The organism is Prochlorococcus marinus str. MIT 0917, assembly GCF_027359575.1.
GTDB classification, from domain to species: Bacteria; Cyanobacteriota; Cyanobacteriia; order PCC-6307; family Cyanobiaceae; genus Prochlorococcus_B; species Prochlorococcus_B marinus_D.
The window spans coordinates 1,357,997-1,380,662 of record NZ_CP114784.1 but is presented as its reverse complement, the minus strand read 5'-3'; the positions used below and the strand labels follow the sequence as shown (position 1 = coordinate 1,380,662).

General features: G+C 32.4%; 19 protein-coding genes. 11 read left to right on the top strand and 8 right to left on the bottom strand.

Annotated elements, in window-relative coordinates; translation table 11 throughout:
* The first annotated feature begins 343 nt into the window (after positions 1–343).
* The 7 genes from O5637_RS07750 to O5637_RS07720 all read left to right on the top strand — a co-directional run bounded on the left by O5637_RS07750 (position 344) and on the right by O5637_RS07720 (position 14,538).
* Entirely contained in the window at positions 344–1,627 is a 1,284-nt protein-coding gene (locus tag O5637_RS07750; RefSeq protein ID WP_332299745.1) for a tetratricopeptide repeat protein, read from the top strand.
* Positions 1,628–2,227, top strand: a complete 600-nt coding sequence (locus tag O5637_RS07745; protein ID WP_269603959.1) for a 2OG-Fe(II) oxygenase — start codon at positions 1,628–1,630, stop codon at positions 2,225–2,227. It begins immediately after the preceding gene.
* 509 nt (positions 2,228–2,736) lie between these two features.
* The gene (locus O5637_RS07740; RefSeq protein WP_269603957.1) at positions 2,737–4,281 is read left to right on the top strand and encodes a tetratricopeptide repeat protein; all 1,545 of its coding nucleotides are present in this window, start codon (positions 2,737–2,739) and stop codon (positions 4,279–4,281) included.
* A gap of 516 nt (positions 4,282–4,797) precedes the next feature.
* Positions 4,798–6,984, top strand: coding sequence for a class I SAM-dependent methyltransferase (locus tag O5637_RS07735; RefSeq protein ID WP_269603955.1), 2,187 nt, complete (start codon positions 4,798–4,800; stop codon positions 6,982–6,984).
* A gap of 652 nt (positions 6,985–7,636) precedes the next feature.
* Positions 7,637–9,391, top strand: coding sequence for a sulfotransferase family protein (locus tag O5637_RS07730; RefSeq protein WP_269603954.1), 1,755 nt, complete (start codon positions 7,637–7,639; stop codon positions 9,389–9,391).
* 421 nt (positions 9,392–9,812) lie between these two features.
* Positions 9,813–12,407, top strand: a complete 2,595-nt coding sequence (locus O5637_RS07725) for a tetratricopeptide repeat protein (protein WP_269603952.1) — start codon at positions 9,813–9,815, stop codon at positions 12,405–12,407.
* 649 nt (positions 12,408–13,056) lie between these two features.
* The gene (locus tag O5637_RS07720; RefSeq protein WP_269603950.1) at positions 13,057–14,538 is read left to right on the top strand and encodes a tetratricopeptide repeat protein; all 1,482 of its coding nucleotides are present in this window, start codon (positions 13,057–13,059) and stop codon (positions 14,536–14,538) included.
* Positions 14,539–14,807: 269 nt separating this feature from the next.
* On the opposite strand, the gene O5637_RS07715 is transcribed toward O5637_RS07720, so the two are convergent.
* The 5 genes from O5637_RS07715 to O5637_RS07695 all read right to left on the bottom strand — a co-directional run bounded on the left by O5637_RS07715 (position 14,808) and on the right by O5637_RS07695 (position 16,487).
* Positions 14,808–14,936 (bottom strand): hypothetical protein, encoded by a 129-nt coding sequence (locus O5637_RS07715; RefSeq protein WP_269603948.1) that lies wholly within the window; start codon positions 14,934–14,936, stop codon positions 14,808–14,810.
* A gap of 17 nt (positions 14,937–14,953) precedes the next feature.
* Positions 14,954–15,220 carry a hypothetical protein gene (locus O5637_RS07710; protein ID WP_269603947.1) on the bottom strand — a complete coding sequence of 89 codons (267 nt, stop codon included), beginning with the start codon at positions 15,218–15,220 and terminating at the stop codon, positions 14,954–14,956.
* 35 nt (positions 15,221–15,255) lie between these two features.
* A complete protein-coding gene (locus O5637_RS07705; protein WP_269603945.1) occupies positions 15,256–15,426 on the bottom strand; it encodes a hypothetical protein in 171 nt (56 codons plus the stop codon).
* A complete protein-coding gene (locus O5637_RS07700; protein ID WP_269603943.1) occupies positions 15,423–15,626 on the bottom strand; it encodes a hypothetical protein in 204 nt (67 codons plus the stop codon). The genes O5637_RS07705 and O5637_RS07700 overlap by 4 nt, the downstream gene beginning before the upstream one ends.
* A gap of 690 nt (positions 15,627–16,316) precedes the next feature.
* Complete coding sequence (locus O5637_RS07695; protein WP_269603941.1) at positions 16,317–16,487, bottom strand: hypothetical protein; 171 nt, start codon at positions 16,485–16,487, stop codon at positions 16,317–16,319.
* A gap of 460 nt (positions 16,488–16,947) precedes the next feature.
* Here O5637_RS07695 and O5637_RS07690 point away from each other — a divergent pair, with 460 nt between their 5' ends.
* Together O5637_RS07690 and O5637_RS07685 are read left to right on the top strand one after the other, a co-directional pair.
* Positions 16,948–17,133, top strand: a complete 186-nt coding sequence (locus O5637_RS07690) for a hypothetical protein (protein ID WP_269603939.1) — start codon at positions 16,948–16,950, stop codon at positions 17,131–17,133.
* A 557-nt stretch (positions 17,134–17,690) separates the two neighbouring features.
* Positions 17,691–17,966: a DUF1651 domain-containing protein gene (locus O5637_RS07685; RefSeq protein ID WP_269603938.1), complete on the top strand. Its 276-nt coding sequence runs from the start codon at positions 17,691–17,693 to the stop codon at positions 17,964–17,966.
* Here the strand turns inward: O5637_RS07685 and O5637_RS07680 are convergent.
* Genes O5637_RS07680 through O5637_RS07670 form a run of 3 tightly spaced genes read right to left on the bottom strand, consistent with a single transcriptional unit; the run spans position 17,963 to position 18,677 of the window.
* Positions 17,963–18,403 carry a hypothetical protein gene (locus O5637_RS07680; RefSeq protein ID WP_269603936.1) on the bottom strand — a complete coding sequence of 147 codons (441 nt, stop codon included), beginning with the start codon at positions 18,401–18,403 and terminating at the stop codon, positions 17,963–17,965. The two genes, O5637_RS07685 and O5637_RS07680, sit on opposite strands and share 4 nt — an antisense overlap.
* Positions 18,404–18,414: 11 nt before the next feature.
* On the bottom strand, positions 18,415–18,540 hold the full coding sequence (locus O5637_RS07675; RefSeq protein WP_269603935.1) for a hypothetical protein: 126 nt from the start codon (positions 18,538–18,540) through the stop codon (positions 18,415–18,417).
* Entirely contained in the window at positions 18,537–18,677 is a 141-nt protein-coding gene (locus O5637_RS07670) for a hypothetical protein (protein ID WP_187152509.1), read from the bottom strand. Before O5637_RS07670 ends, O5637_RS07675 begins: the two co-directional genes overlap by 4 nt.
* A 58-nt stretch (positions 18,678–18,735) precedes the next feature.
* On the opposite strand from O5637_RS07670, the gene O5637_RS07665 reads away from it, so the two are divergent.
* Both O5637_RS07665 and O5637_RS07660 read left to right on the top strand, forming a co-directional pair.
* Positions 18,736–19,128: a hypothetical protein gene (locus tag O5637_RS07665; RefSeq protein ID WP_269603932.1), complete on the top strand. Its 393-nt coding sequence runs from the start codon at positions 18,736–18,738 to the stop codon at positions 19,126–19,128.
* Between the two features lie 813 nt (positions 19,129–19,941).
* Entirely contained in the window at positions 19,942–22,467 is a 2,526-nt protein-coding gene (locus O5637_RS07660) for a tetratricopeptide repeat protein (protein ID WP_269603930.1), read from the top strand.
* Positions 22,468–22,666 lie beyond the last annotated feature (199 nt).

The following is a 22,666-nucleotide window of genomic DNA, read 5'->3' as shown; positions in this document are numbered from 1 at the left end:
AACAGGTTTATAAATTTTACTTTAGACTCACGTGGACTACAACTTTTACTCTATAACTACCTTGTAGTAGTCATTAATACTCGCACTCAATAGTAACTACCCAAAAGAAAGATGATATAACTGGGTTCTCAGGGATTTTTTTATCGTGACAAACCCGTGACAAACTGACAAAGTTCAGCGATGAACCAGGATAAGTACTATTCCATGAGTTGATTTTATTAATAATCGTATAAAGTATATTGCAAGTATTAGTTAATCTTGCTCTATAAGTAATAAATGATTTCAGAAAAAATTAATAAGTATTGAAATTAGTAGTAAAATGGAAAGAATCAAAAGACAGAAAATGGATAATTCTAGTCAAGAAAGAGAAGAAAAAAAGAAAATTACTGAGGTGAAACCATTCCCAGTTCCATTTGCTTTAGGAGAAATCAAAACCAATATTACTATTAATACAAATACGCGTTCTACACCCTCTAAAGAACAAATCATCAATAAAGCATTGAGTTTTCATTCACAAGGAAATATTCCAGAAGCAGCAAAATATTATCAATATTTCATAAATCAAGGTTTCAAAGATCACAGAGTTTTTTCTAATTATGGAACCATATTACAAGCACTTGGAAATTTAAAAGAAGCAGAATTATCATACCGCAAAGCAATTGAACTTAATCCTGATTTCATAGATGCTCATTACAATCTGGGAACCATATTACAAGCACTTGGAAATTTAAAAGAAGCAGAATTATCTACTCGTAAAGCAATTGAACTTAATCCTGATTTCATAGATGCTCATTACAATCTGGGAACCATATTGAAAGATCTTGGAAATTTAAAAGAAGCAGAATTATCTACTCGTAAAGCAATTGAACTTAATCCTGATTTCATAGAAGCTCATTCCAATCTGGGAACCATATTGAAAGATCTTGGAAATTTAAAAGAAGCAGAATTCTACCAACGCAAAGCAATTGAACTGAATCCTAATTTCGCAGTGGCGCATTACAATCTAGGTAATACGCTGCAAAATATGTGCAAACTACATGAAGCAGAATTGTCATATCGTAAAGCAATTGAACTTAATCCTGATTTTGCTAATGCTCATTCTAATCTAGGAAGTATATTGAGAGATCTTGGCAAATTAAAAGAAGCAGAATTATCTACTCGTAAAGCAATTGAACTTAATCCTAATGAGCCAAAAGCACATTTAAATCTGGGAAGCATAGTGAGTAATCTTGGCAAATTAAAAGAAGCAGAATTATCCACTCGTAAAGCAATTGAACTTAATCCTAATCTCGCAGAAGCTCATTCAAATCTGGGCAACATATTGAGAGATCTTGGAAACTTAAAAGAAGCAGAATTATCTACTCGTAAAGCAATTGAACTTAATCCTGATTTCATAGAGGCTCATTCCAATCTGGGAACCATATTGAAAGATCTTGGAAATTTAAAAGAAGCTATTTTATCCTACGAAGATGCGTTTAATCTTGATAACAACTTTGATGAAGCAAAAGCAGGCATAGGTACTATACTTTTGAAGACTGGTAAGTTGAAGGAGGGTATATTGAAGATTAGAGAAGCATATGGGTCCATTAATTTCAATTATAAAAACTCTAATATTATCATTAATTAAATGAAAAAAAATTTCATAAAAACAAATAATCTTAATCCTCATTTTATTGGATCTTGGACCCTAGAATCATTATCTATATGTGACGATCTTATTAGCTATTTTGAACTCAATTTAGCCAAACAAAAAAAAGGAATCACAGTGAGTGGGATTAATCCTAATATCAAAGATAGTAGTGATATTTTGATTCAACCAAAAGAAATTATTCTACCTGGTAATGAAGCATTTAAGGCTTATTTTGAAGAACTTTTTATATGCTATAAAAACTATATAGACGAATGGCCTTTTTTAAAAAATTTAGCTCAAAAATTAGAAATTAGTTCCTTCAATCTTCAAAGATATAAACCTGGCCAACATTTCAAGGCAATACATACTGAGCGAACAAGCATAGATAGTTCTCACCGTATTTTTGCTTTTATGACCTACTTAAATGATGTTGAAGAAGGTGGTTCAACATATTTCAGTCATTATGATCTTGAAATACAACCAAGAAAAGGACTAACTTTAATATGGCCTGCTGAATGGACTCACGCACATAGAGGTAACATTTTAAGAGAAGGTTCAAAATATATCATTACTGGATGGATCTGTTTTGCTAATTAATTTCTTAGAGATATTATCCTATCTTTTTCAAGTCAAGAAGATAAGAAACAAATAAGCTTCCCAAACTGTGCATAATTAGAAAAGAAATTCCCATTAACTTTTTCAGGTATATATCAGTTCTGAATTTCTAAAACGGAGATTTAACCACTATCAGCACATAAAAGTAATTGATTTTGTAGAGAAAACCATCTTTCTTAGATTTCTCCATAGAGACCGAGATAAGACGCCATATCAAAACATATAAATCAAGTTATCCTTCAGCAGTAGACGTATGCTTGGATCACACTCAATAGTTTTTCTCCGTTTATATTGGTGATTTAGACATTGATTTGGAGATTATATAAATCATATTACATCAATTTCGGTTTGATTCTTTTCTACTACTTATGTATGTCTCTAGGTAGAGAAATAATATAAAAAGCTAATTTTTATTTTCGTTGTATCAGTTCAGAACTCATTTAAGATAGAGTAAACAAAGATTAGTATTAGTAGTAAAACAATTGAAATCTATGGATAGAAAAAAAACGAAAGGTTCGGAGAAAGAAGAGCGACGAAAAAATAAAATTACTGAGGTGAAACCATTCCCAGTTCCATTTGCTTTAGGAGAAATCAAAACCAATATTACTATTAATACAAATACGCGTTCTAAACCCTCTAAAGAACAAATAATCGATCAAGCATTTAGGTTTCATTCACAAGGAAATACTTTAGAAGCAGCAAAATATTATCAATATTTCATAGATCAAGGATTCAATGAACCCAGAGTTTATTCAAATTATGGAGCAATTTCACAAGGTCAAGGTAAATCAAAAAAAGCAGAAGTGTTATATCGCAAAGCAATTGAAATTAAACCTGATTTCGCAGATGCTCATTACAATCTGGCAAATTTGTTACAAGCTATTGGTAAATTACAAGAAGCAGAAGTGTTATATCGCAAAGCAATTGAAATTAAACCTGATTACACAGATGCTCATTTAAATCTGGGAAATTTATTAAAAGATATTAGCAAATTACAAGAAGCAGAATTGTCATACCGTAAATCAATTGAAATTAAACCTGATTACGCACAGGCGCATTTAAATCTGGGAATTATATTGAGAGATCTTGGCAAATTAGAAGAAGCAGAATTATACACTCGTAAAGCAATTGAAATTAATTCTGATTCCCCAGATAATTATTTAATTCTGGGCTCAATATTAGAATTAAATAACAAATTAAAAGAAGCAAAAAATAGTTTCACGAAAGCCCAGCTTTTAAAGCCTGATTTAGATATGTATATGGGGTTTGCGAGTTTATATCTAAAAGAAAAAAAGCCTCAAAATGCTTTAATTCTAATCGACAAATTTCTTGAAAAAAATCAAAGTGATACGAGAGCATTAGCGTACAAAACTATTGCGTTAAGAGGAGTCAATAAATTCGATGAATTTAACAAATTAATTAACTTTCCAAAACTAGTCAAAAAAATTTATAGCCAAAACCTAATCAAAGAAGACATTTTTGAATTTAATAAGAAATTCAGAAATTCATTATTGGTAGATCCTCGTAGAAAAACTGAAGAAAATCAAATTGGATGGGCAATTAGAGGGGGTACTGTGATAAGAGCATTATTTGAAGATATGAGCAATCCCTTCATTTCACAATTTCATAGAATGTTATCTCAAGCTATAGAAATTTATATAAAAGATTTACCAGTAGATTTTGATCACCCTTTTTTAAGAAAACAAATTGATCAAGCATCTATTGATAATTGCTGGGTAAATTTTTTAGAGCCAGGAGATTTCCAGTCAAATCATATCCACAATAATGGATGGTTAAGCGGTGTTTATTATTTAGATGAACCAAAAGTTGAAAAAAACAAATCAAATGCTGGATGGATCGAATTCAATCGTTCAGGCTATAAATTACCTCACTTTGGCGGAGAAAAAGAGATCAAATTAATAAAGCCAAAAGTTGGAATGTTTATATTGTTTCCATCGTATCTTTGGCACGGGACTATTCCTTATAAAGCTGCTTACACAAGAGGAAGTATCTCATTTGATATAACAATCAAATAGTAATAGCTACAAAGAAAAAATGTTCAAGATTTGAAAAGCAATATCCCACGACTTTAAGTAGGTATGTATCAGTTCTGGGTTTGTCAAATGACTAACTTAATTATTAAAGAGCATCTAACTTGTTAGATATGTAGAGAAATGGATTCTTCTAAGACTTCTCTATAGAGAAGGTGACAAGGTAACGGATGAAACCGACGTGAAACCAAATAAATCAAATTATCACTGAAAAGTAGACGTCCCCGCTACTCCCACTCAATAGATCTTAACAAAAGAGTACCCCCCCCCTCAAACCTAGTGATACCAACGGCTTTTTTCTTTAAATGTAGCACGTGAAATCCATTTTTACCAATGGATTACAGGGAAAAATATACTCAATGATGCTTTTGTATAGAAATAATATACAGAGCTACTTTTGATTCTCGCTCTATAAGTGGTAATTGATTTCAGAAAGAATTAATAAGGGTTGAAATTGGTAGTAAAGTCAGAAGAACCAAAAGAGAGAAAAGATAAGAGAAGATGGATAGTTCTACTAAAGAAAGAAAAGAAAAAAAGAAAATTACTGAGGTGAAAACATTCCCAGTTCCATTAGCTTTAGGAGAAATCAAAACCAATATTACTATTAATACAAATACGCGTTCTAAACCCTCTAAAGAACAAATAATCAATCAAGCATTTAAGTTTCATGCACAAGGAAATACTTTAGAAGCAGCAAAATATTATCAATATTTCATAGATCAAGGATTCAAAGATCACAGAGTTTTTTCTAATTATGGAGCAATTTCAAAAGGTCTAGGTAAATCCAAAGAAGCAGAAGTGTTATATCGCAAAGCAATTGAGATTAAACCTGATTTCGCAAATCCTTATTACAATCTGGGAAATTTGTTAAAAGATGTTGGTAAATCAAAAGAAGCAGAAGTGTTATATCGCAAAGCAATTGAAATTAAATCTGATTATGCAGATGCTCATTTAAATCTGGGAAATTTGTTAAGAGATATTGGCAAATTACAAGAAGCAGAATTGTCATACCGTAAATCAATTGAAATTAAACCTGATTACGTAGATGTGCATTTAAATCTGGGAAATATACTGAAAGATCTTGGCAAATCAGAAGACGCATTTGATTCTTATCTGAAAGCAATTGAAATCAATCCAAGACGTTCTAATATTTATCCCGTAATAACTAGATTCCTCAAAGATTCAGACCCATCCCAATTAAATAAATCAAAATTAAAATATATCATAAATCTTTTGCTAGAGAAGAATGATGTTCCTCATGAAGAATTATTCAATGCATTTCACTTTTTATATAGAAATGAAATAACCCTTATTCTAGAAAAATTAGATTCAGACTTCTCCCAAATAGAATTACTTATCAATAATAAAGTCATAATTAATGCAATTAAAAAGACTATCTTTTGTGATCAAAAGTTGGAGGAACTGCTAACAAAAGTAAGAAGAACTATATGCGATCGTATCGCGAAAAATATAGAGACTATTAATTATCAACAATTACAATTTCTTATTGCATTAGGAGAGCAATGCTTCTTGAATGAATATATTTATTTATTTACTCAAGAAGAAAATATATCTGTTAACACAATCATCCAAAGATGTAAAGAGGGGGAAGTAAATGAAACAAATATTGCGATTTTATCTTGTTATTTCCCATTATATAAACTTACTGAACAAATACCATCTTTAAAATCGTTTGATTCATCTAATAAAAGTTTTAAAGGACTAATAGAATTGCAAATATCAGAACCTCTAAAAGAAATTTGCTTGTCTAAAAAGATAACAAAACTAGGATCAATTAATGATTATGTTTCTCAAAAAGTAAAATCTCAATATGAAAAGAATCCATATCCTAGATGGAGATATGGAAATAATTCAGAAAGTCAAAAAATATCTATTTCACAAGGAATTAATAATGAAATCAAACCTAATTATATCAGTTCTAGTAATGTAGATAGTCAATTAAATGTTCTAGTAGCGGGATGTGGAACAGGTAATCAAATCTTACATACACAGAGTTATAAGGATGCTCATGTTACTGCTATAGATTTAAGTTTATCTAGCCTTGCATATGCTCAAAGGAAAGTAAATGAACTTGGAATTGATAATGTTGAACTAATTCAGATGGATATCTTGGAAATAAGTTTACTAGAAAAAAAGTTTGATCTTATTATATGTTCGGGTGTTTTACACCATATGTATGATCCCTCAAAAGGTTTGAAAGCATTAGTAAGTGTTTTAAAAAATAATGGTTTTCTTAAATTCGGTTTATATAGCGAAGTAGCAAGACAAGATATAGTTAAAGCAAGAAATTATATTACCAGCAAACAAATTCAACCAAATGAGGATAACATTCGTAGTTTTAGACAAAAAATTATTTCGGGTGAGTTAGAAGATTTAAACTCATTAACAACATTTAAGGACTTTTACGCATTATCGGAGTGCCGTGATCTATGCTTTCACACCCAAGAACATAGATTCACCATTAAGCAACTACAAGAAACTCTCAAATCTAATGAATTAGAGTTTCTTGGATTCTTGCTTCCAAAACCAGTTAAATCACTCTATAAGCAATATTTCCCAGAGGATAAAAAACAAACAAACTTACAAAACTGGGAAAAATTTGAAGAAAAACAGCCACATACCTTCAGAGGAATGTATCAGTTCTGGGTTTCTAAAATGACTACCTGAATCCTCAAAGAGCTTCTAATTCTTGATTTTGTAGAGAAAACCATCTTTCTACGATTTCTTCATGGAGACGCTGACAAGCACGGGGGTTTAAATCCCTGTTATTTCGTCACCAAATATCAGGAAGCAAAATTATGACAACTCTATTTTTCATTCTATATCTACCTTTTGTAGAGTATTTATCCCCATTGATAGTTCCTGCTATATGTAGTGCAAAAACATAGTGTGGTACTGTGATAGTTGCCCTATTGCATCAGACAATAATCGTGTGAAAGTCGTCTCCCAAAACCATTGGAACTAAGTTCATTAATTTTCTACCTTGGTTTCACGTGGAACTAGAACTGTTATTTTATAACTATCTATTAGTAGTTATATTCACCCCCACTAAATAATCAATCGCAAAAGAGCATACCATAAACCTCAGTCATACTAACGGGTTACTTCTTTACATATAGCACATGTAACCCACGTGAAACGCTGTCATGCCAATGAATTACAAGGGAAAATATACTCAACAATGTTCTTGTAGAAAAATAATATACAGACCTAATTTTATTCTCGCTCTATAAGTGGTAAATGATTTCAGAAAGAATGAATAAAAATTGAACTTAGTAGTAAAATCGGAAGAAGCAAAAGATAGAAGAAATAAGAAAAGATGGATAGTTCTAGTCAAGAAGGAGAAGAAATGAGTAAAATTACAAAGGTGAAAACATTTGCAGTTCCATTTCCATTAAGAGAAAGCAAAGGAAATCTTACTGTTAATACCAATACTCCTTCTAAACCTTCTAAAGAACAAATAATCAATCAAGCATTTAAGTTTCATTCACAAGGAAATATTTTAGAAGCAACTAAATATTATCAATATTTCATCAATGAAGGATTTAAAGATCACAGGGTTTTTTCTAATTATGGAATCATATTGCAAGATCTTGGAAGCTTAAAAGAAGCAGAATTATCATGCCGCAAAGCAATTGAAATCAATCCTTATTTTGCAGAAGCCCATTCCAATCTGGGAATCATATTGAGAGATCTTGGTAAATTACAAGAAGCAGAATTGTCTTGCCGCAAAGCAATTGAAATCAATCCTTATTACGCAGAGGCGCATTCCAATCTGGGAAACGTATTGATAGATCTTGGTAAATTACAAGAAGCAGAAATCTCATATCGCAAAGCAATAAAAATTAAACCTAATTACGCAAAAGGATATTACAATCTAGGAGGCATATTGAGAGATTATGGCGAATTTCAAGACGCAGAATTATCCACTCGCAAAGCAATTGAAATAAATCCTAATTTTGCAGAAGCCCATTCCAACCTGGGAATCATATTGAAAGATCTTGGTAAATTACAAGAAGCAGAATTATCTACTCGCAAAGCAATTGAAATCAACCCTGATTTCACAGAAGCATACTATTCACTATCGTTACTTAAATTTTCTGATGAAAATAATAAATGGCAGAATCAACTCTTTTCTAAAAGTATCTTAAATAACAAATCACAAAAAGATCAAGTAAAAATTTACTTAGCAAGAGCAAATATTTGTCATAAGGAAAAACATTATAAAGCAAGTGCAAAATATCTTATATTGGCAAATAATTTAAAACTTATTCTTCAGCCATCAATAGCAGATCATTTAATCAACCAATCTAAAGTATTGCTGATTGAATCTGATAAACAAGAAATTAATCAACAAGAATACGCAAAATCACCAGAGAGTATTTTCATTGTAGGGATGCCCAGAAGTGGTTCTACATTATTGGAATCAATTATTAGTATGAATTATATTGTTGATGATTTAGGGGAGACTGATATCCTCATGGAAACATTCCTAGATAATAAAAAAGGTGATCAAGTATTAACACTTGCTGAGGGATATTGGAATAAAATCAAAGACCTTAAGAAACAATCCAACATAACAACTAATAAAAACTTATATAATTATCAATACGCAGGTATCATTGCCAAGCAAATACCTAACGCAAAAATTATTCACTGTTTTCGCGATCCCTTAGATAATATTCTTTCAATCTACCGAACACATTTTGCTAAAGGGAATGAATATTCTTCATCCCTAGTGGATTGCGCAAGAGTTTATTTAAATCAAGACGAAGTAATGACAAAATATAAGAATAGATTCAGATCCAAAATTTACGACTTAAATTATGAATCATTAGTAAGAAATCCTGATCAAGTAATTAAATCTTTAATTGCTTGGTTAGGTTGGAAATGGAATGATTCATATCTATCGCCACATCTAAATGAACGGTCTGTTTCAACAGCAAGCAATGTTCAAGTTCGTTCCCCAATCAATTCAAAATCAATTGGTGGATGGAAAAATTACAAAGAGATGCTGAAACCTGCTATAGGAATCCTTACTCAAACAGATAAATATCGAGACATAACCTCCTAAAACAAACTTGCAAAACTGGGATAGTTTGAAAAGCAACATCCGCGAGTATCGCAGGTATGCATCAGTTCTGGGTTTCTAAAATATAATCTAACCACTTAAGAGCATCTAAGATTTTGAGTTTTTGGAGAAATCAAAACAAGGAATTTTTTCTATTAATTTTATATAAGTGTAGAAAAAATCAACTTTCTACGATTTCTTCATAGAGACGGTAAAAAGGTGTCACGTAGAACCTACGTAAAACCCAGTCGTGCCAAAAGATTACAAAGAAAAATATACTCAATGATGCTTTTGTAGAGAAATAATATACAGACCTAATTTTTATTCTCGCTCTATAAGTGGTAAATGATTTCAGAAAGAATTAATAAGGATTCAAATTAGTAGTAAAATCGAAAGCATTACAAGAGATAAAAGGTAAGAGAAGGTGGAAAGTTCTAGTCAAAAAGGAGAAGGAAAGAAGAAAATTACTGAGGTGAAAACATTAGCAGTTCCATTTGCTTTAGGGGAAAATAAAGAAAATATTACTGTTACTACTAATCAATTCTCTAAATTTTCTAAAGAGCAATTAATTAAACAAGCATTCAAGTTTCATTCACAAGGAAACACTCTAGAAGCAGCACAATATTATCAACGGTTCATAAATCAAGGTTTCAAAGATTACAGAGTTTTTTCTAATTTTGGCACCATATTACAATCACTGGGAAATTTAAAAGAAGCAGAATTATCATACCGGAAAGCAATTGAAATTAAACCTGATTTTGCAGATTCAAATTATAATCTTGGAACCACATTACAAGCACTGGGAAATTTAAAAGAAGCAGAATTATCATACCTCAAAGCAATTGAAATCAATCCTGATTTTGCAGAGGCACATAACAATCTGGGAATAATATTGAATGATGTTGGTAAATTGCAAGAAGCAGAGTTGTCATATCGCAAAGCACTTAAACTTAATCCAAATTTCGCAGATGCGCATAACAATCTGGGAAACTTATTGAAAGAACTTGGAAACTTAAAAGAAGCAGAATTATCCATTCGCAAAGCAATTGAACTTAAACCTGATTTCGCAAATGCTCATTACAATCTAGGAAACTTATTAAAAGAACTTGGAAACTTAAAAGAAGCAGAATTATCCATTCGCAAAGCAATTGAATTGAAAACTAACTTTGCAGAAGCGCATTCCAATCTGGGAAGCATATTGATAGATCTTGGCAAATTACAAGATGCAGAATTATCCACTCGCAAAGCAATTCAACTCAATCCTAATTACGCAGAAGCGCATTCCAATCTAGGAAACATATTGAGTGATCTTGGCAAATTACAAGATGCAGAATTATCCACTCGCAAAGCAATTCAACTCAATCCTAATTACGCAGAAGCGCATTCCAATCTGGGAAACATATTGAGTGATCTTGACAAATCACAAGAAGCATTTAATTCTTATCTAAAAGCAATTGATATCAATCCAACACTTTCTAATATTTATACCACAATAACTAGATTCCTAAAATATTCAGATCCATCTCAATTAAACAAATCAAAATTAAAATATATATTAAATCTTCTACTAGAAAGAAATGACATCTCTCATAAAGAATTATTCTATTCATTTAAATTTGCTTATAGCAATGAATTAATCAATAATCTAGAAAAATTAGATTCAGACATTTCACAAATAGACTTAATTATTAATGATAAAGTCATAATTAATGCACTTAAAAAGATTATATTTACTGATCAAGAATTGGAGACACTGCTAACCAAAATAAGACGAAATATATGCAATCTTATCTCTAAAGATATAAAGAGCATTAATTACTCGCAATTACAATTTATTATCACATTAGGTGAGCAATGCTTCTTTAATGAATATATTTATTCAGTTACTGAAGAAGAAAATATATCTATTAATACAATCATCAATAGATGTATAGATGGCGAATTAAGTGAAACAAATGTTTCTATTTTATCTTGTTATTTTCCGCTATATAAACTTCTGAATCGGATACCCTTATTAAAATCTTTTACTTCTTATCATCAAAGTTTTAAAGAACTAATAAAATTACAAATAATAGAACCTCTAAATGAAATTGAATTATCTAAAAATATCAAAAAATTAGGGTCAATTAATGATGATATTTCTCAAAAAGTAAAATCTCAATATGAAGAAAATCCATATCCTAGATGGAGATATAGTAGTCATCAAACAAATCAAAAGATATCTATTATTCAAGCAATTAATAATGAAATTATTCCTAATTATATAAAACAAAATATAGATAATCATCAATTAACAATTCTTATTGCTGGGTGTGGTACAGGTCAGCAGATTTTACAATCGCAAAGGTATAAGAATGCTCAAGTAACTGCTATAGATTTAAGTTTATCTAGTCTTGCTTATGCGCAAAGGAAGGTAAATGAACTTGGGATTACCAATGTTGAACTAATTCAAATGGATATATTAGAAGTTAGTTTGCTAAAAAGAAAATTTGATGTGATTGAATGTGGAGGTGTATTGCACCATATGAATGATCCCTCACAAGGATTGAAAGCATTAGTAAGTGTTTTAAAAAATAATGGTTTCCTGAAATTGGGTTTATATAGCAGAATTGCGATCAAAGATGTAATTGCCGCCGCACAACATATATCCTCAAGGAATTTGGACCCTACATTAGAAAATATCCATTTATTTAGAGAAGAAGTCTTTTCAGGCAAGTATCCTGGGAATAAAGATTTTGTAAACTTCAATGATTTCTACTCTTCATCTGAGGTTCGTGATTTTTTCTTTCATTATCAAGCGCATTATATTTATCTAAGTCAACTCGAAGAAATATTGAAGCAAAGATCCTTGAAATTCTTAGGTTTCTTACTACCACAACAAATTAAATCACTCTACAAAAACTATTTCCCAGAAGATAAAAAACAAACGAACTTACAAAACTGGGCAACATTTGAAGAGAAACATCCCAATACCTTCAGAGGAATGTATCAGTTCTGGGTTTCCAAGATTTCTATCTGAATACTCAAAAGCATCGAAGTTTCATAGTTTGTTTAGAAACTCGATAAGTAATGTAGTTGTAGGGTATACCTATCATTTATAGATGTATGCAGAATCAACACGCAAACGCCCTTCTAACTCTTCATATAACGCATATGAATTATCATTTTGTCTCCTGTTACTACCCATAAATCAGGAACCAAAGTATAAAGAAATCAATCCTTCTACGACTTTTCTACAGAGAAGGTGACAAGGTGACAAGTGAAACTTTGGTGAAACCACAGACCTCTAAACCCTTGATAGTAGGTAAGCAATATTCTATTTGAAACTCATGTGAAACTCAAGTATTCAGTCTATGACTGGGTTTTATGCTGGTATTTTACTCCCACTCAATAGTTCCTACCCCAAATATTCCTTGTAATCCCTGTTCCTCACTCAACTAATTTTCTCACACTTCTCGTGGGAGACGTATGGGAAACGTGTAGGAGACATTTTTGCCCTTTTATATTTCCGTTTTAGACATTCATATAGAGATTACGTAAATCATATTACATCCTGTTTCCATTCGGTGATTTTGTCCCCTTGTCATACATCTCTTCGTTCAGAAATAATTTCAGACAAAGTAAGTTAGAATTAGTAGTAAAGGTCTAGACATCAAAGGGTAGAGACAATGGATAATTCATTTAAAAAAGAGCAAGGAAGCAAGAAAATCGCTGAAGTTAAAACATATCCAATTCCATTTGCTTTAGACAAAAATCAGGAAAATCTGACTATTAATACGAATAATCCTTCTAAACGATCTCAAGAACAAATAATTAATCAAGCACTCAGTTTTCATTCACAAGGAAACATTCCAGAAGCATCAAAACATTATCAAAAATTTATCAATCTAGGTTTTCATGATTACAGGGTTTTTTCTAATTATGGAGTCATATTGAGAGATCTTGGCAAATTAAAAGAAGCTGAAATATCCATTCGAAAAGCAATTGAAATCAAACCTAGTCTCGCAGAGGTGCATTACAATCTGGGAAACACATTGAAAGATCTTGGCAAATTAAAAGAAGCTGAAATATCCATTCGAAAAGCTATTGAAATCAAACCTGATTACGCAAAGGCTCATTACAATTTGGGATTAATACTCCTTGAAAAAGATGAACATGACTTATCTATAAAACATTTTTCCAAAAGTGCTGATTTACTGAGGGGTCAAAATAATAAAGAATTAACTCATAAAAGATTCACTACCATTAGTAAAGCTAAAATAATTCATGATATTGAACAATTTGAATATTTAGTTTCACAAGGTTTTGAGAATAACAAATTTACTGATCTTGCTATTCTTTATAGAAAAATCTCTGCTGAAATCAATTGGCCATCTGATACCCAATTAATTACTCTAAATAATCAACATCAAAGTCTTCTTAAAGATAGCTATAATCGTTTAATTCATGTAATAGAAGCACCTAGATTACAAAAAAAAACAATGAATAGTTCCATAAATATTGAAGAAGTTACAAAGAACTATTTAGATCATGAATTCGGACTGACTTACATTGATAATTTCTTAAGTCCTGCTGCTCTGGAATCTCTTCGCAAATTTTTACTGGGAAGTACAATTTGGTTCGATATTAAAAATGGTGGATATCTTGGCGCTTATTTAAAAGAAGGTTTAGCTAGTCCATTAATTATTCAAATAGCGGAAGAATTAAGCAAGAAATTACCAAGAATCTTCAAAAATCATCCAATAAAGCAGATATGGGCTTACAAGTATGATAGTCGCGCAAAAAAAGAAAATTCATTACTCAGAGGCATCAAAGTTCACGCAGATCAGGCAGCGATAAATGTAAATTTTTGGATTACTCCTCAAGAAGCCAACTTAAATTCTAATTCTGGTGGTTTAATTGTCTACGATGTAGAAGCTCCACATGATTGGGATTTTAGAATTTACAATAATCCTAATGACAAAACAAAAATACGAGAAGAGCTAAAAAAAAGTAAAGGCAATAAACAAATTATTCCACATAACGAAAATCGTGCTGTTATCTTCAATTCTAATTTATTTCATGAAACTGATAATTATGAATTCAAAGAAGGATATCAAAATCGCCGAATTAATATCACGATGTTATTTGGAGAAAGGGTTAGTAATTAGCTAGTTCTCGTCTAGTTATTACTAATGAGTAAGTAGTACTTGTAGAAAATCCATAGTTATGATTTGGTATAAAAATAGAAATTATACATTTTTGTTAATATATAACTACGCTTCAGTAGTCATATTTACTCCCACTCAATAGTTCCCACTATATATGGGGTGTCAAAATGCAGTCATAGACAGGGTTTCTTAAACACATTATACCACGTGGAACTCACGTGGAACGTTTATCCAAGGAAAAGTGGGGACTCAAAAAACGTAAAAATAAATCACTTATAAACCCAGTTAGCAGAAACTATTTTTGCTTCTGGGTTACTTTCTTTTGCAATCGTTTTTGCTTCGTCCATATTTCCTGCAACGATTGTTTCTTCAAAAGTCTTCTCCTCCTTATCGATCATCGTGACTTGAAATCTCATTACCAATCTAGATAGAGAACATCGTCCTCAATAAGGACATAAAACTCTTTTTTTGCAAGTCGCTTTTCCCATTCAAGAAATGAACTCTGACAATTAGAAGTTGGAGGTTCTCGATATCCTTCCATCTTTTTCCAACGGGTATACAACGCACCTAATAACCAACTATCAGTTAAAGACTTTTGACCATGCTTCAATATCTTTTCTTGTTTGCCATTGAAGTTTGCTGAATCAAGTAGTTCTTGCTTCCAATCTATTTGTTCTCTCATTGCTGTTCTTCCTTTTGTTCTTTTTGCAGTTTTAGTTACTCATATATCTTCTTCAATCTTTTGTATTCCTCATGAAGTGCACCCAGTTGCCATGCGTCTCGGAATCCTCTTGGACCTTCCATTAGCAGTCTCACTACTTCAGGTTTATATGTCTTCATTTCTAAGAACTCTTCTTGCCATGAGGTGTCATCCCATTTGGTGCTCATGCTTTCCCTCCATATTTTTTAAACTCATCCAATGAACTGACAACTATGCTCTTGTAATCCTCAGGGAAGCGTGCCTTCATGATTGCTGGAATTTCCAAGCAATCTGGATAAGGGTTATGCAAATAAAAAATAACTTCCTTCTCTTCCTTCAAAACAATGTAATTAGATAATCCACCTGCATAATTATTTTTTTTAGTCATGCTGCCACTCCTTCTCTTTCAACAATCTTTTGAACTGTAGATCTATTCATGTGTTCTTGTTCCTTTTTTGCAGGGTTTCATCAGTTTGTGTTTCCCTAGTGACAAAAGGTGCAGACAGGAGTAAAAATGAAATAACAGAACAACTCCTCACACAATAGTTCTGTTGTAAAAAGGCACTCGACTTCGCGTAAGTAGGGTGCTTTTTTAATGGTTGATTTTATAGAATTGGCACATGTGACAGTTGAGAAACTCATCTGCTAACACTTGAGACCCCTAGTTGCGTCTAATAAGTTGATTTTGTGAGGAGTTGAGATCCTCCGCAGTGGAAACAAGGAAACACTTGCGCCTGATCTCACAAAGAAACCGCCCTAACAGAACTGGGCGGTTTTTTTGTGCCTTTTCTAGAGTGGTCTAATGATATTTCCACCTCCCCAAGTTGTTTTTGGATTACTGCTTTTAAGCACAGCAGTAGTTTTGATTTTTGATATCAGATACAACCCATTCGGAAACAGTGAGGACGATATCTAATTAGGAATTTTTTCGGATGCAGAACCTTTGTGAAATTGATTAGAAAAGGAAAAGCAGAACAACTCCTTACCAAAATTCGTTCTGTCAATGAAGAGAGGGACTCAAGGTCGCTGAGGCAGCAGGGTCCCTTTCTTAATGTTAATGCAATTTAAATGAGTTAAATCAGTCTCCTTTATCGTGAATATCGCCTGAATAAGATTGAGTTCCTATCTCTGGTGGTGGATTATTTCCGAAGTCATCAACCAAAGCATCTGCCTCACTTGTAAAAAGTTTAGTGAACCATTGCTTAGTTGCAATAATTGCTGTCCAGATCTTGTCTCTTTTTCTGGTCATAGATATACCTCAAAAGTAGTAAGAGGGCGAGATTTTGGTCGCCCCCTTTGAGTCCATCACTCCAGACCTAAGGAAGTGCGTTGACTCCTGAGAATGTTTTACTACTACTGAATGGAAATTGCTATGGGTAAGAACACCAAAGTATTTCTACATTTGGGTTCTCTGTATAGATATTTTCTAATAAGGGGAGTAGACATAAATCAAGAGTCATCGCACTCTCGAAGATATTAAAAAGGGGAAATGTGCATTGACTCTAAGGAGGAATCTCACACCTCCTGATGTGAACAGAGTCACCTTTCGTGCGGTCTCTGCAACAGTCGGAACAACCCAAACCCCTGATTATTTTCAGGGGTCTTTCTTTGTGCGGTAATCAGAGTTAATACTTTAGGGTTTTTGTCCTATAGATTTTTTGAATTAGGAGGAGTAGATATAAATCAAGGCACTATTAGGAGGTCAAACCATGTCATGCGGTAATCCTTTTAAACATGCAATCGAAGACGTAAAAAAAACATTCTCAAAATCTTGTGGAGTTCCTATGCAAGGGAACGATTGGTGCGATCTGGTTTCAAATTATGAAACTGATTTTGATGAGGTCGATTACGAGAATGAATGTTTGCAGTTTGGCAACTGCTCAATGGACTACTAAAAAACATTGAACTAACAGGAGATCTAATTATGCAAGCAACACGTAGTTTCAGATCCAATGGGTCGAATACTCTTTCATCGATCTTTCTTTGGTTTTCTGTCCTTTTAATCTCACTTGGAACACTTCCACACCTTGTTCCTTATTACTTTCAGTTGAAATATTGAGGTAAAAATGATGATTCTCGATCTTCTCAAACTCATTCTCAGGAAACACAAAGATTATTGGGTGGTTGGTTAAACAGTAGTTTTTTCTCATGTTCACCTGATCTGGATTTGTTATTAATGAATTAGGAGTCACAGCACCTTCTGTGGGTCAAAGTTAAATAAAGGATGGAAATATGGAAATTTAGTTCAGTCAGTTGAGTGCTTGACTCAAAGGGAGCGACCAAAATCTCGCTCCCTTCTTTAATGGAAAAAATAGGTGACTTGACCTAATAGACAAATATAGTACGTTTGTATTAATGTTATCCCCATCACTAAACCGACAAAGGAAGCACGAAGTGAGCATCGTGCTTTTTTTGTCTCTTCTTATAGATTTCACCATCGGATATCAGTTATATGAATCAACCAATCAGAGAAGCAATCCCAACTCCAACAGGATGGTTGGTATCACCTACTAGAGAATTTTGTATGTTCTTTATTCGTGATCCCAAATCCGAAATGGCATTCCCAAGAGTGTATACACAACTTTGGTATTGCCTTGAAGATGGCACTCCAACCAAATTAAAAAATACAAGAAGAATTGATCTCGAATCTGCTATTGAAACTTGGCATGAACTCTTAACCCAAGATTGGGAACTAATGGAACATCAGATAAATGAAGATGCTGCCTAACCATAATTCACTCTAAATTGTTCAAAAGGCAGACCAGTTTTACCCTCGATTTCTTTTTCTAACGAGATCCACCATTCCTCTTCGTCTAATGAAACGTCATAAAACCTTCTTGCGAAATGTACGTTTATTTCATCAATACTGTTAACCCCATATTCATCTAATGCTTCTTGCTCTGAATCAAAAACTCCTTCACCTTCACCATCAATAACAACACTGACTTCCCACCAATTTTTACTTTCCCATTCTGGTAGCAAATCAAGTAATGCTTGTGGAGCAAGAAGTTCTACTGACCAATTTCCACCACTTCTAAACCTTTCATTTCCATCTAAATCGTCATCGTTTATGTGATCCAAATAATTGTCTGCTCTCATCCTCTCAACTTGTTCTAGATTGAATTTTTTTATCCAATCTTCTATTTCTTTTTTAGTTTTATACATTTTTCGATCCCCTATTTCAGAAATGGAAGCAACTTACTGAAGGTCGCTGGAAACGAACCAACAATGAGTGTCACTTCTCCAAGAACAACCGCCACGATTGCAGCATCTACTAAAAGATCTTTCCAGTTGTATTTCATCTCAAAGTGACCATTTCTGGAGTAGTGCATTCAGTTGGATATGAGATCACATTCTTTGCTGTAAATCCAGCACCTATCGCAACAAGTCCAATTACAAAGATCCATTTAGATCTCTCACCAGAGAGCAGTCTGTTCATAAAATTGACGTACTGATGTGAAGTTTCCATCAACGATAACAATAATGTTTTTTACCTAATGACCTTCAGAACTTTTAGAAGTATTTGTCTTAGTTGCTTCGCGCTCCTACTTTTTCTCTACCCGTCAAAAATAGATGCTCTATCACATGAGTGGGTTGGAGTTCCAAAGAGTCAGTATGGAAAGCAATTATGGGATAAGAACAGCGTACAAAAAAATAAAGATGGATCCATACGAGTATTCAGCAAATTTATTCCTACAAGCACTACTGAAATTACTCAAGACATTCTGTACACGATGGATGTCAACTGTTCGGCAAATTCTTTTAGAGACGTTGCAGTAGGAGCAAAGGAATTTAATGAGTTCAAGAATCAAGATTCAGAATGGAAAGATCCCAATGGAGATAAATTGATTTTGGGTGTTATCGATCAGGTTTGTACTTTTGGAAATTAGATAAAAAGCAGATTACAAACGTCTAATAAATTACGACCATGTTGCGACAAAATGACTAATACGCACCTTTCCTTATCGCTTGAAATCCCTTTGCCTCGCTAGATTGGGGAAGTGAATTCAAGACCTGATTGGAAAACTGCGACTAAAATAAAATGAATTGCGACTAAATTGTGACTAAAATATGATTAAAAGACTTCAGTGTTGATAAGGATTGAGAGAAAGATTAATAGTCTAAATCCAGAAGATGCGTATCAATCCTTAGTCTGTATAAATGATACTTTTCATAGTCATACATCTATATTTTCTGACTAGTCTTATAAAAGTAGTCAATATCAAAAATATAAATTATCAAATAGTTGATAAGAAAATAACCAATTCCTCTAAAACGTTTTCTCTACAAGTTCTCTACGGTTCAGGTGTAGAGAAAATGAACTATCTACGATGTCTTTACAGAGAAGGTGACAAGGTGACACGTGGAAGTGAAGTGGAAGTGACATTTGAAATCCCTGTCACCTTGGCACTTAAATTCCTACGTGGAAGTCACGTGGAAGTGGGTTTTTGAGTGGTGGACTGGGTTTTACTGCCCTAAACTATTCCCACTGAATAGTCCCTACTAAAAAGAATCAAGATATAACTGGGTTCTCAAGGATTGTTTTCTCATGACAAACCCGTGACAAACTGACAAAGTTCAGAAATGAAGAGCATTAGTTCTAGTCTATGAGTTGATTTTCTGTATAATCGTAGAAAGTTCATTGAAAATATTATTTAAATTCTTATAAACATTGTATAGTGAGAAATAATAAAAATTGATACATGAAAGGTTTTGGAGAGAAGCATAAATCTAAAAAGAAAAACAATAAGAAGATCAAAGTTTCTAAAGAGCAAATAATCAATCAAGCAATTCAGTTTCATCTAAAAGGAAATATTCCAGAAGCAACAAAATGTTATCAGTATTGTATAAATCAAGGTTTCAATGATCACCGAGTTTTTTATAATTATGGAATAATTTCACAAGGTCAAGGTAAATCAAAAAAAGCAGAAGTGTTATATCGCAAAGCAATTGAAATTAAACCTGATTTCGCAGATGCTCATTACAATCTGGCAAATTTGTTACAAGCTATTGGTAAATTACAAGAAGGAGAAGTGTTATATCGCAAAGCAATTCAAATTCAACCTGATTACGCAGAGGCTCATTTGAATCTAGGAAATATATTGAGAGATCTTGGCAAATTACAAGATGCAGAATTGTCATACCGCAAAGCAATTGAAATCAAACCTGATTACGCAGATGCTCATTACAATCTGGGAAATATATTGAGAGATCTTGGCAAATTAAAAGAAGCAGAATTATCTACTCGCAAAGCAATTGAAATTCAACCTGATTACGCAGAGGCATATTCCAATCTGGGAAATATATTGAGAGATCTTGGCAAATTACAAGAAGCAGAAATCTCATACCGCAAAGCAATTGAAATTAAACCTGATTACGCAGAAGCGCATTACAACCTGGGAAATATATTGAGAGATCTTGGTAACTTGCAAGAAGCAGAAATCTCATACCGCAAAGCAATTGAAATTAAACCTGATTACGCAGAGGCGCATTCTAATCTGGGAGTCATATTGAATGATCTTGGCAAATTACAAGAAGCAGAAATCTCATACCGCAAAGCAATTGAAATTAAACCTGATTACGCAGAAGCGCATTACAACCTGGGAAATATATTGAATGATATTGGCAAATCACAAGAAGCGTTTGATTCTTATCTAAAATCTATTGATATCAATCCAAAACTTTATAATATTTATGCCTCAATAGCAAGATTGCTAAAGGATTCAGATCCATCCCAATTAAATCAATCAAAATTAAAACATATAATAAATCTTCTGCTAGAAAAGAATGATATTTCACATAAGGAGTTAACAAGAGCATTTAACTTTATATATAGCAATGAAATAATTATTAGTCTAGAAAAAATTGATTCAGATTTTTCTAGAATAGAATTGCTTATTAATGATAAAGTCATAATTAATGCACTTAAAAAGATTATCTTTTGTGATGCAAAATTGGAGGAATCGCTAACTAAAATCAGAAGAAATATATGCGATATTATCGCTAAAAATACAGAAACTATTAATTATTCTGCATTGCAATTTATTATTGCATTAGGAGAACAATGCTTCTTAAATGAATATGTTTATTCAGTTACTGAAGAAGAAAAAGCATCTCTAGAAACCATCATCAAAAGGTGTCAAGATGATGAATTAAGTGAAACAAATATTTCAGTTTTATCATGTTACTTCCCACTATATAAACTTCTTAATCGGATTCCATCTTTAAAATCGTTTATTTCGTCTAATCAAAGTTTTAATGAACTAATGACATTACAAATAACAGACCCTCTAAAAGAAATTAAATTATCCAAAAACATCAAGAAACTAGGGTCAATTAATGATGATATTTCTCAAAAAGTAAAATCTCAATACGAAGAACATCCATATCCTAGATGGAGGTATAGCAGTCATCAAACAAACCAAAAGATATCTATTATTCAAGCAATTAATACTGAAATTAATCCTAATTATATAAGGCAAAGTGTAGATAATAATCAATTAAAAGTTCTTATTGCTGGGTGTGGAACTGGTAATCAAATTTTACAAACACAGAGGTATAAGAACGCTCAAATAATTGCTATAGATTTAAGTTTATCTAGTCTTTCTTATGCTCAAAGAAAAATAAATGAACTGAAAATTGATAATGTTGAACTGATTCAGATGGATATTTTAGAAGTTAGTTTACTAGAAGAACAATTTGATATTATTGAATGTGGAGGGGTTTTACACCATATGAATGATCCCTCACAAGGATTGAAAACATTATTAGGTAGTTTAAAAGATAATGGTTTTCTTAAATTAGGATTATATAGCGAACTAGCAAGACAAGACATTATTAAAGCAAGGAATTATATTTCCAGCAAAAAACTTCAAACAAATGAGGATAACATTCGTGATTTTAGACAAAAAATTATTTCAGGTGCGTTAAGCGAATTAAAATCCTTTAAATCAATGGGGGACTTTTATTCATTATCAGAATTCCGTGATCTATGCTTTCACGCAGCAGAACATAGGTTCACCATTAACCAACTACAAGAAACTCTCAAATCTAATGAATTAGAGTTTCTTGGATTCTTGCTTCCAAAACCAGTTAAATCACTCTATAAGCAATATTTCCCAGAGGATAAAAAACAAACAAACTTACAAAACTGGGAAAAATTTGAAGAAAAACAGCCACATACCTTCATAGCGATGTATCAGTTCTGGGTTTCTAAAACGGAGAATTGAAAACTTCCACAGAATAAAAATCTTTAATCTTTCAGGGAAAAACACCTTTCTACGATTTCTTCATGAAGACGCTGACAAGGTCATAAACAAACCCGTGACAAACACAAGGGGTTAAATCCCTGTTGTTTCGTCAACTAATATCAGGAGGTGAACTTGTGACAAACCCTATTTTTTAGACTATATCTACCTTTTAGTAGAC

Coding starts and splice junctions, on each gene's coding strand:
- O5637_RS07750 (WP_332299745.1), top strand. CDS start 344: ATGGATAATTCTAGTCAAGAAAGAGAAGAAAAAAAGAAAATTACTGAG.
- O5637_RS07745 (WP_269603959.1), top strand. CDS start 1,628: ATGAAAAAAAATTTCATAAAAACAAATAATCTTAATCCTCATTTTATT.
- O5637_RS07740 (WP_269603957.1), top strand. CDS start 2,737: ATGGATAGAAAAAAAACGAAAGGTTCGGAGAAAGAAGAGCGACGAAAA.
- O5637_RS07735 (WP_269603955.1), top strand. CDS start 4,798: ATGGATAGTTCTACTAAAGAAAGAAAAGAAAAAAAGAAAATTACTGAG.
- O5637_RS07730 (WP_269603954.1), top strand. CDS start 7,637: ATGGATAGTTCTAGTCAAGAAGGAGAAGAAATGAGTAAAATTACAAAG.
- O5637_RS07720 (WP_269603950.1), top strand. CDS start 13,057: ATGGATAATTCATTTAAAAAAGAGCAAGGAAGCAAGAAAATCGCTGAA.
- O5637_RS07715 (WP_269603948.1), bottom strand. CDS start 14,936: ATGATCGATAAGGAGGAGAAGACTTTTGAAGAAACAATCGTTGCAGGA.
- O5637_RS07710 (WP_269603947.1), bottom strand. CDS start 15,220: ATGAGAGAACAAATAGATTGGAAGCAAGAACTACTTGATTCAGCAAAC.
- O5637_RS07705 (WP_269603945.1), bottom strand. CDS start 15,426: ATGAGCACCAAATGGGATGACACCTCATGGCAAGAAGAGTTCTTAGAA.
- O5637_RS07700 (WP_269603943.1), bottom strand. CDS start 15,626: ATGACTAAAAAAAATAATTATGCAGGTGGATTATCTAATTACATTGTT.
- O5637_RS07695 (WP_269603941.1), bottom strand. CDS start 16,487: ATGACCAGAAAAAGAGACAAGATCTGGACAGCAATTATTGCAACTAAG.
- O5637_RS07690 (WP_269603939.1), top strand. CDS start 16,948: ATGTCATGCGGTAATCCTTTTAAACATGCAATCGAAGACGTAAAAAAA.
- O5637_RS07685 (WP_269603938.1), top strand. CDS start 17,691: ATGAATCAACCAATCAGAGAAGCAATCCCAACTCCAACAGGATGGTTG.
- O5637_RS07680 (WP_269603936.1), bottom strand. CDS start 18,403: ATGTATAAAACTAAAAAAGAAATAGAAGATTGGATAAAAAAATTCAAT.
- O5637_RS07675 (WP_269603935.1), bottom strand. CDS start 18,540: ATGAAATACAACTGGAAAGATCTTTTAGTAGATGCTGCAATCGTGGCG.
- O5637_RS07670 (WP_187152509.1), bottom strand. CDS start 18,677: ATGAACAGACTGCTCTCTGGTGAGAGATCTAAATGGATCTTTGTAATT.
- O5637_RS07665 (WP_269603932.1), top strand. CDS start 18,736: ATGACCTTCAGAACTTTTAGAAGTATTTGTCTTAGTTGCTTCGCGCTC.
- O5637_RS07660 (WP_269603930.1), top strand. CDS start 19,942: ATGAAAGGTTTTGGAGAGAAGCATAAATCTAAAAAGAAAAACAATAAG.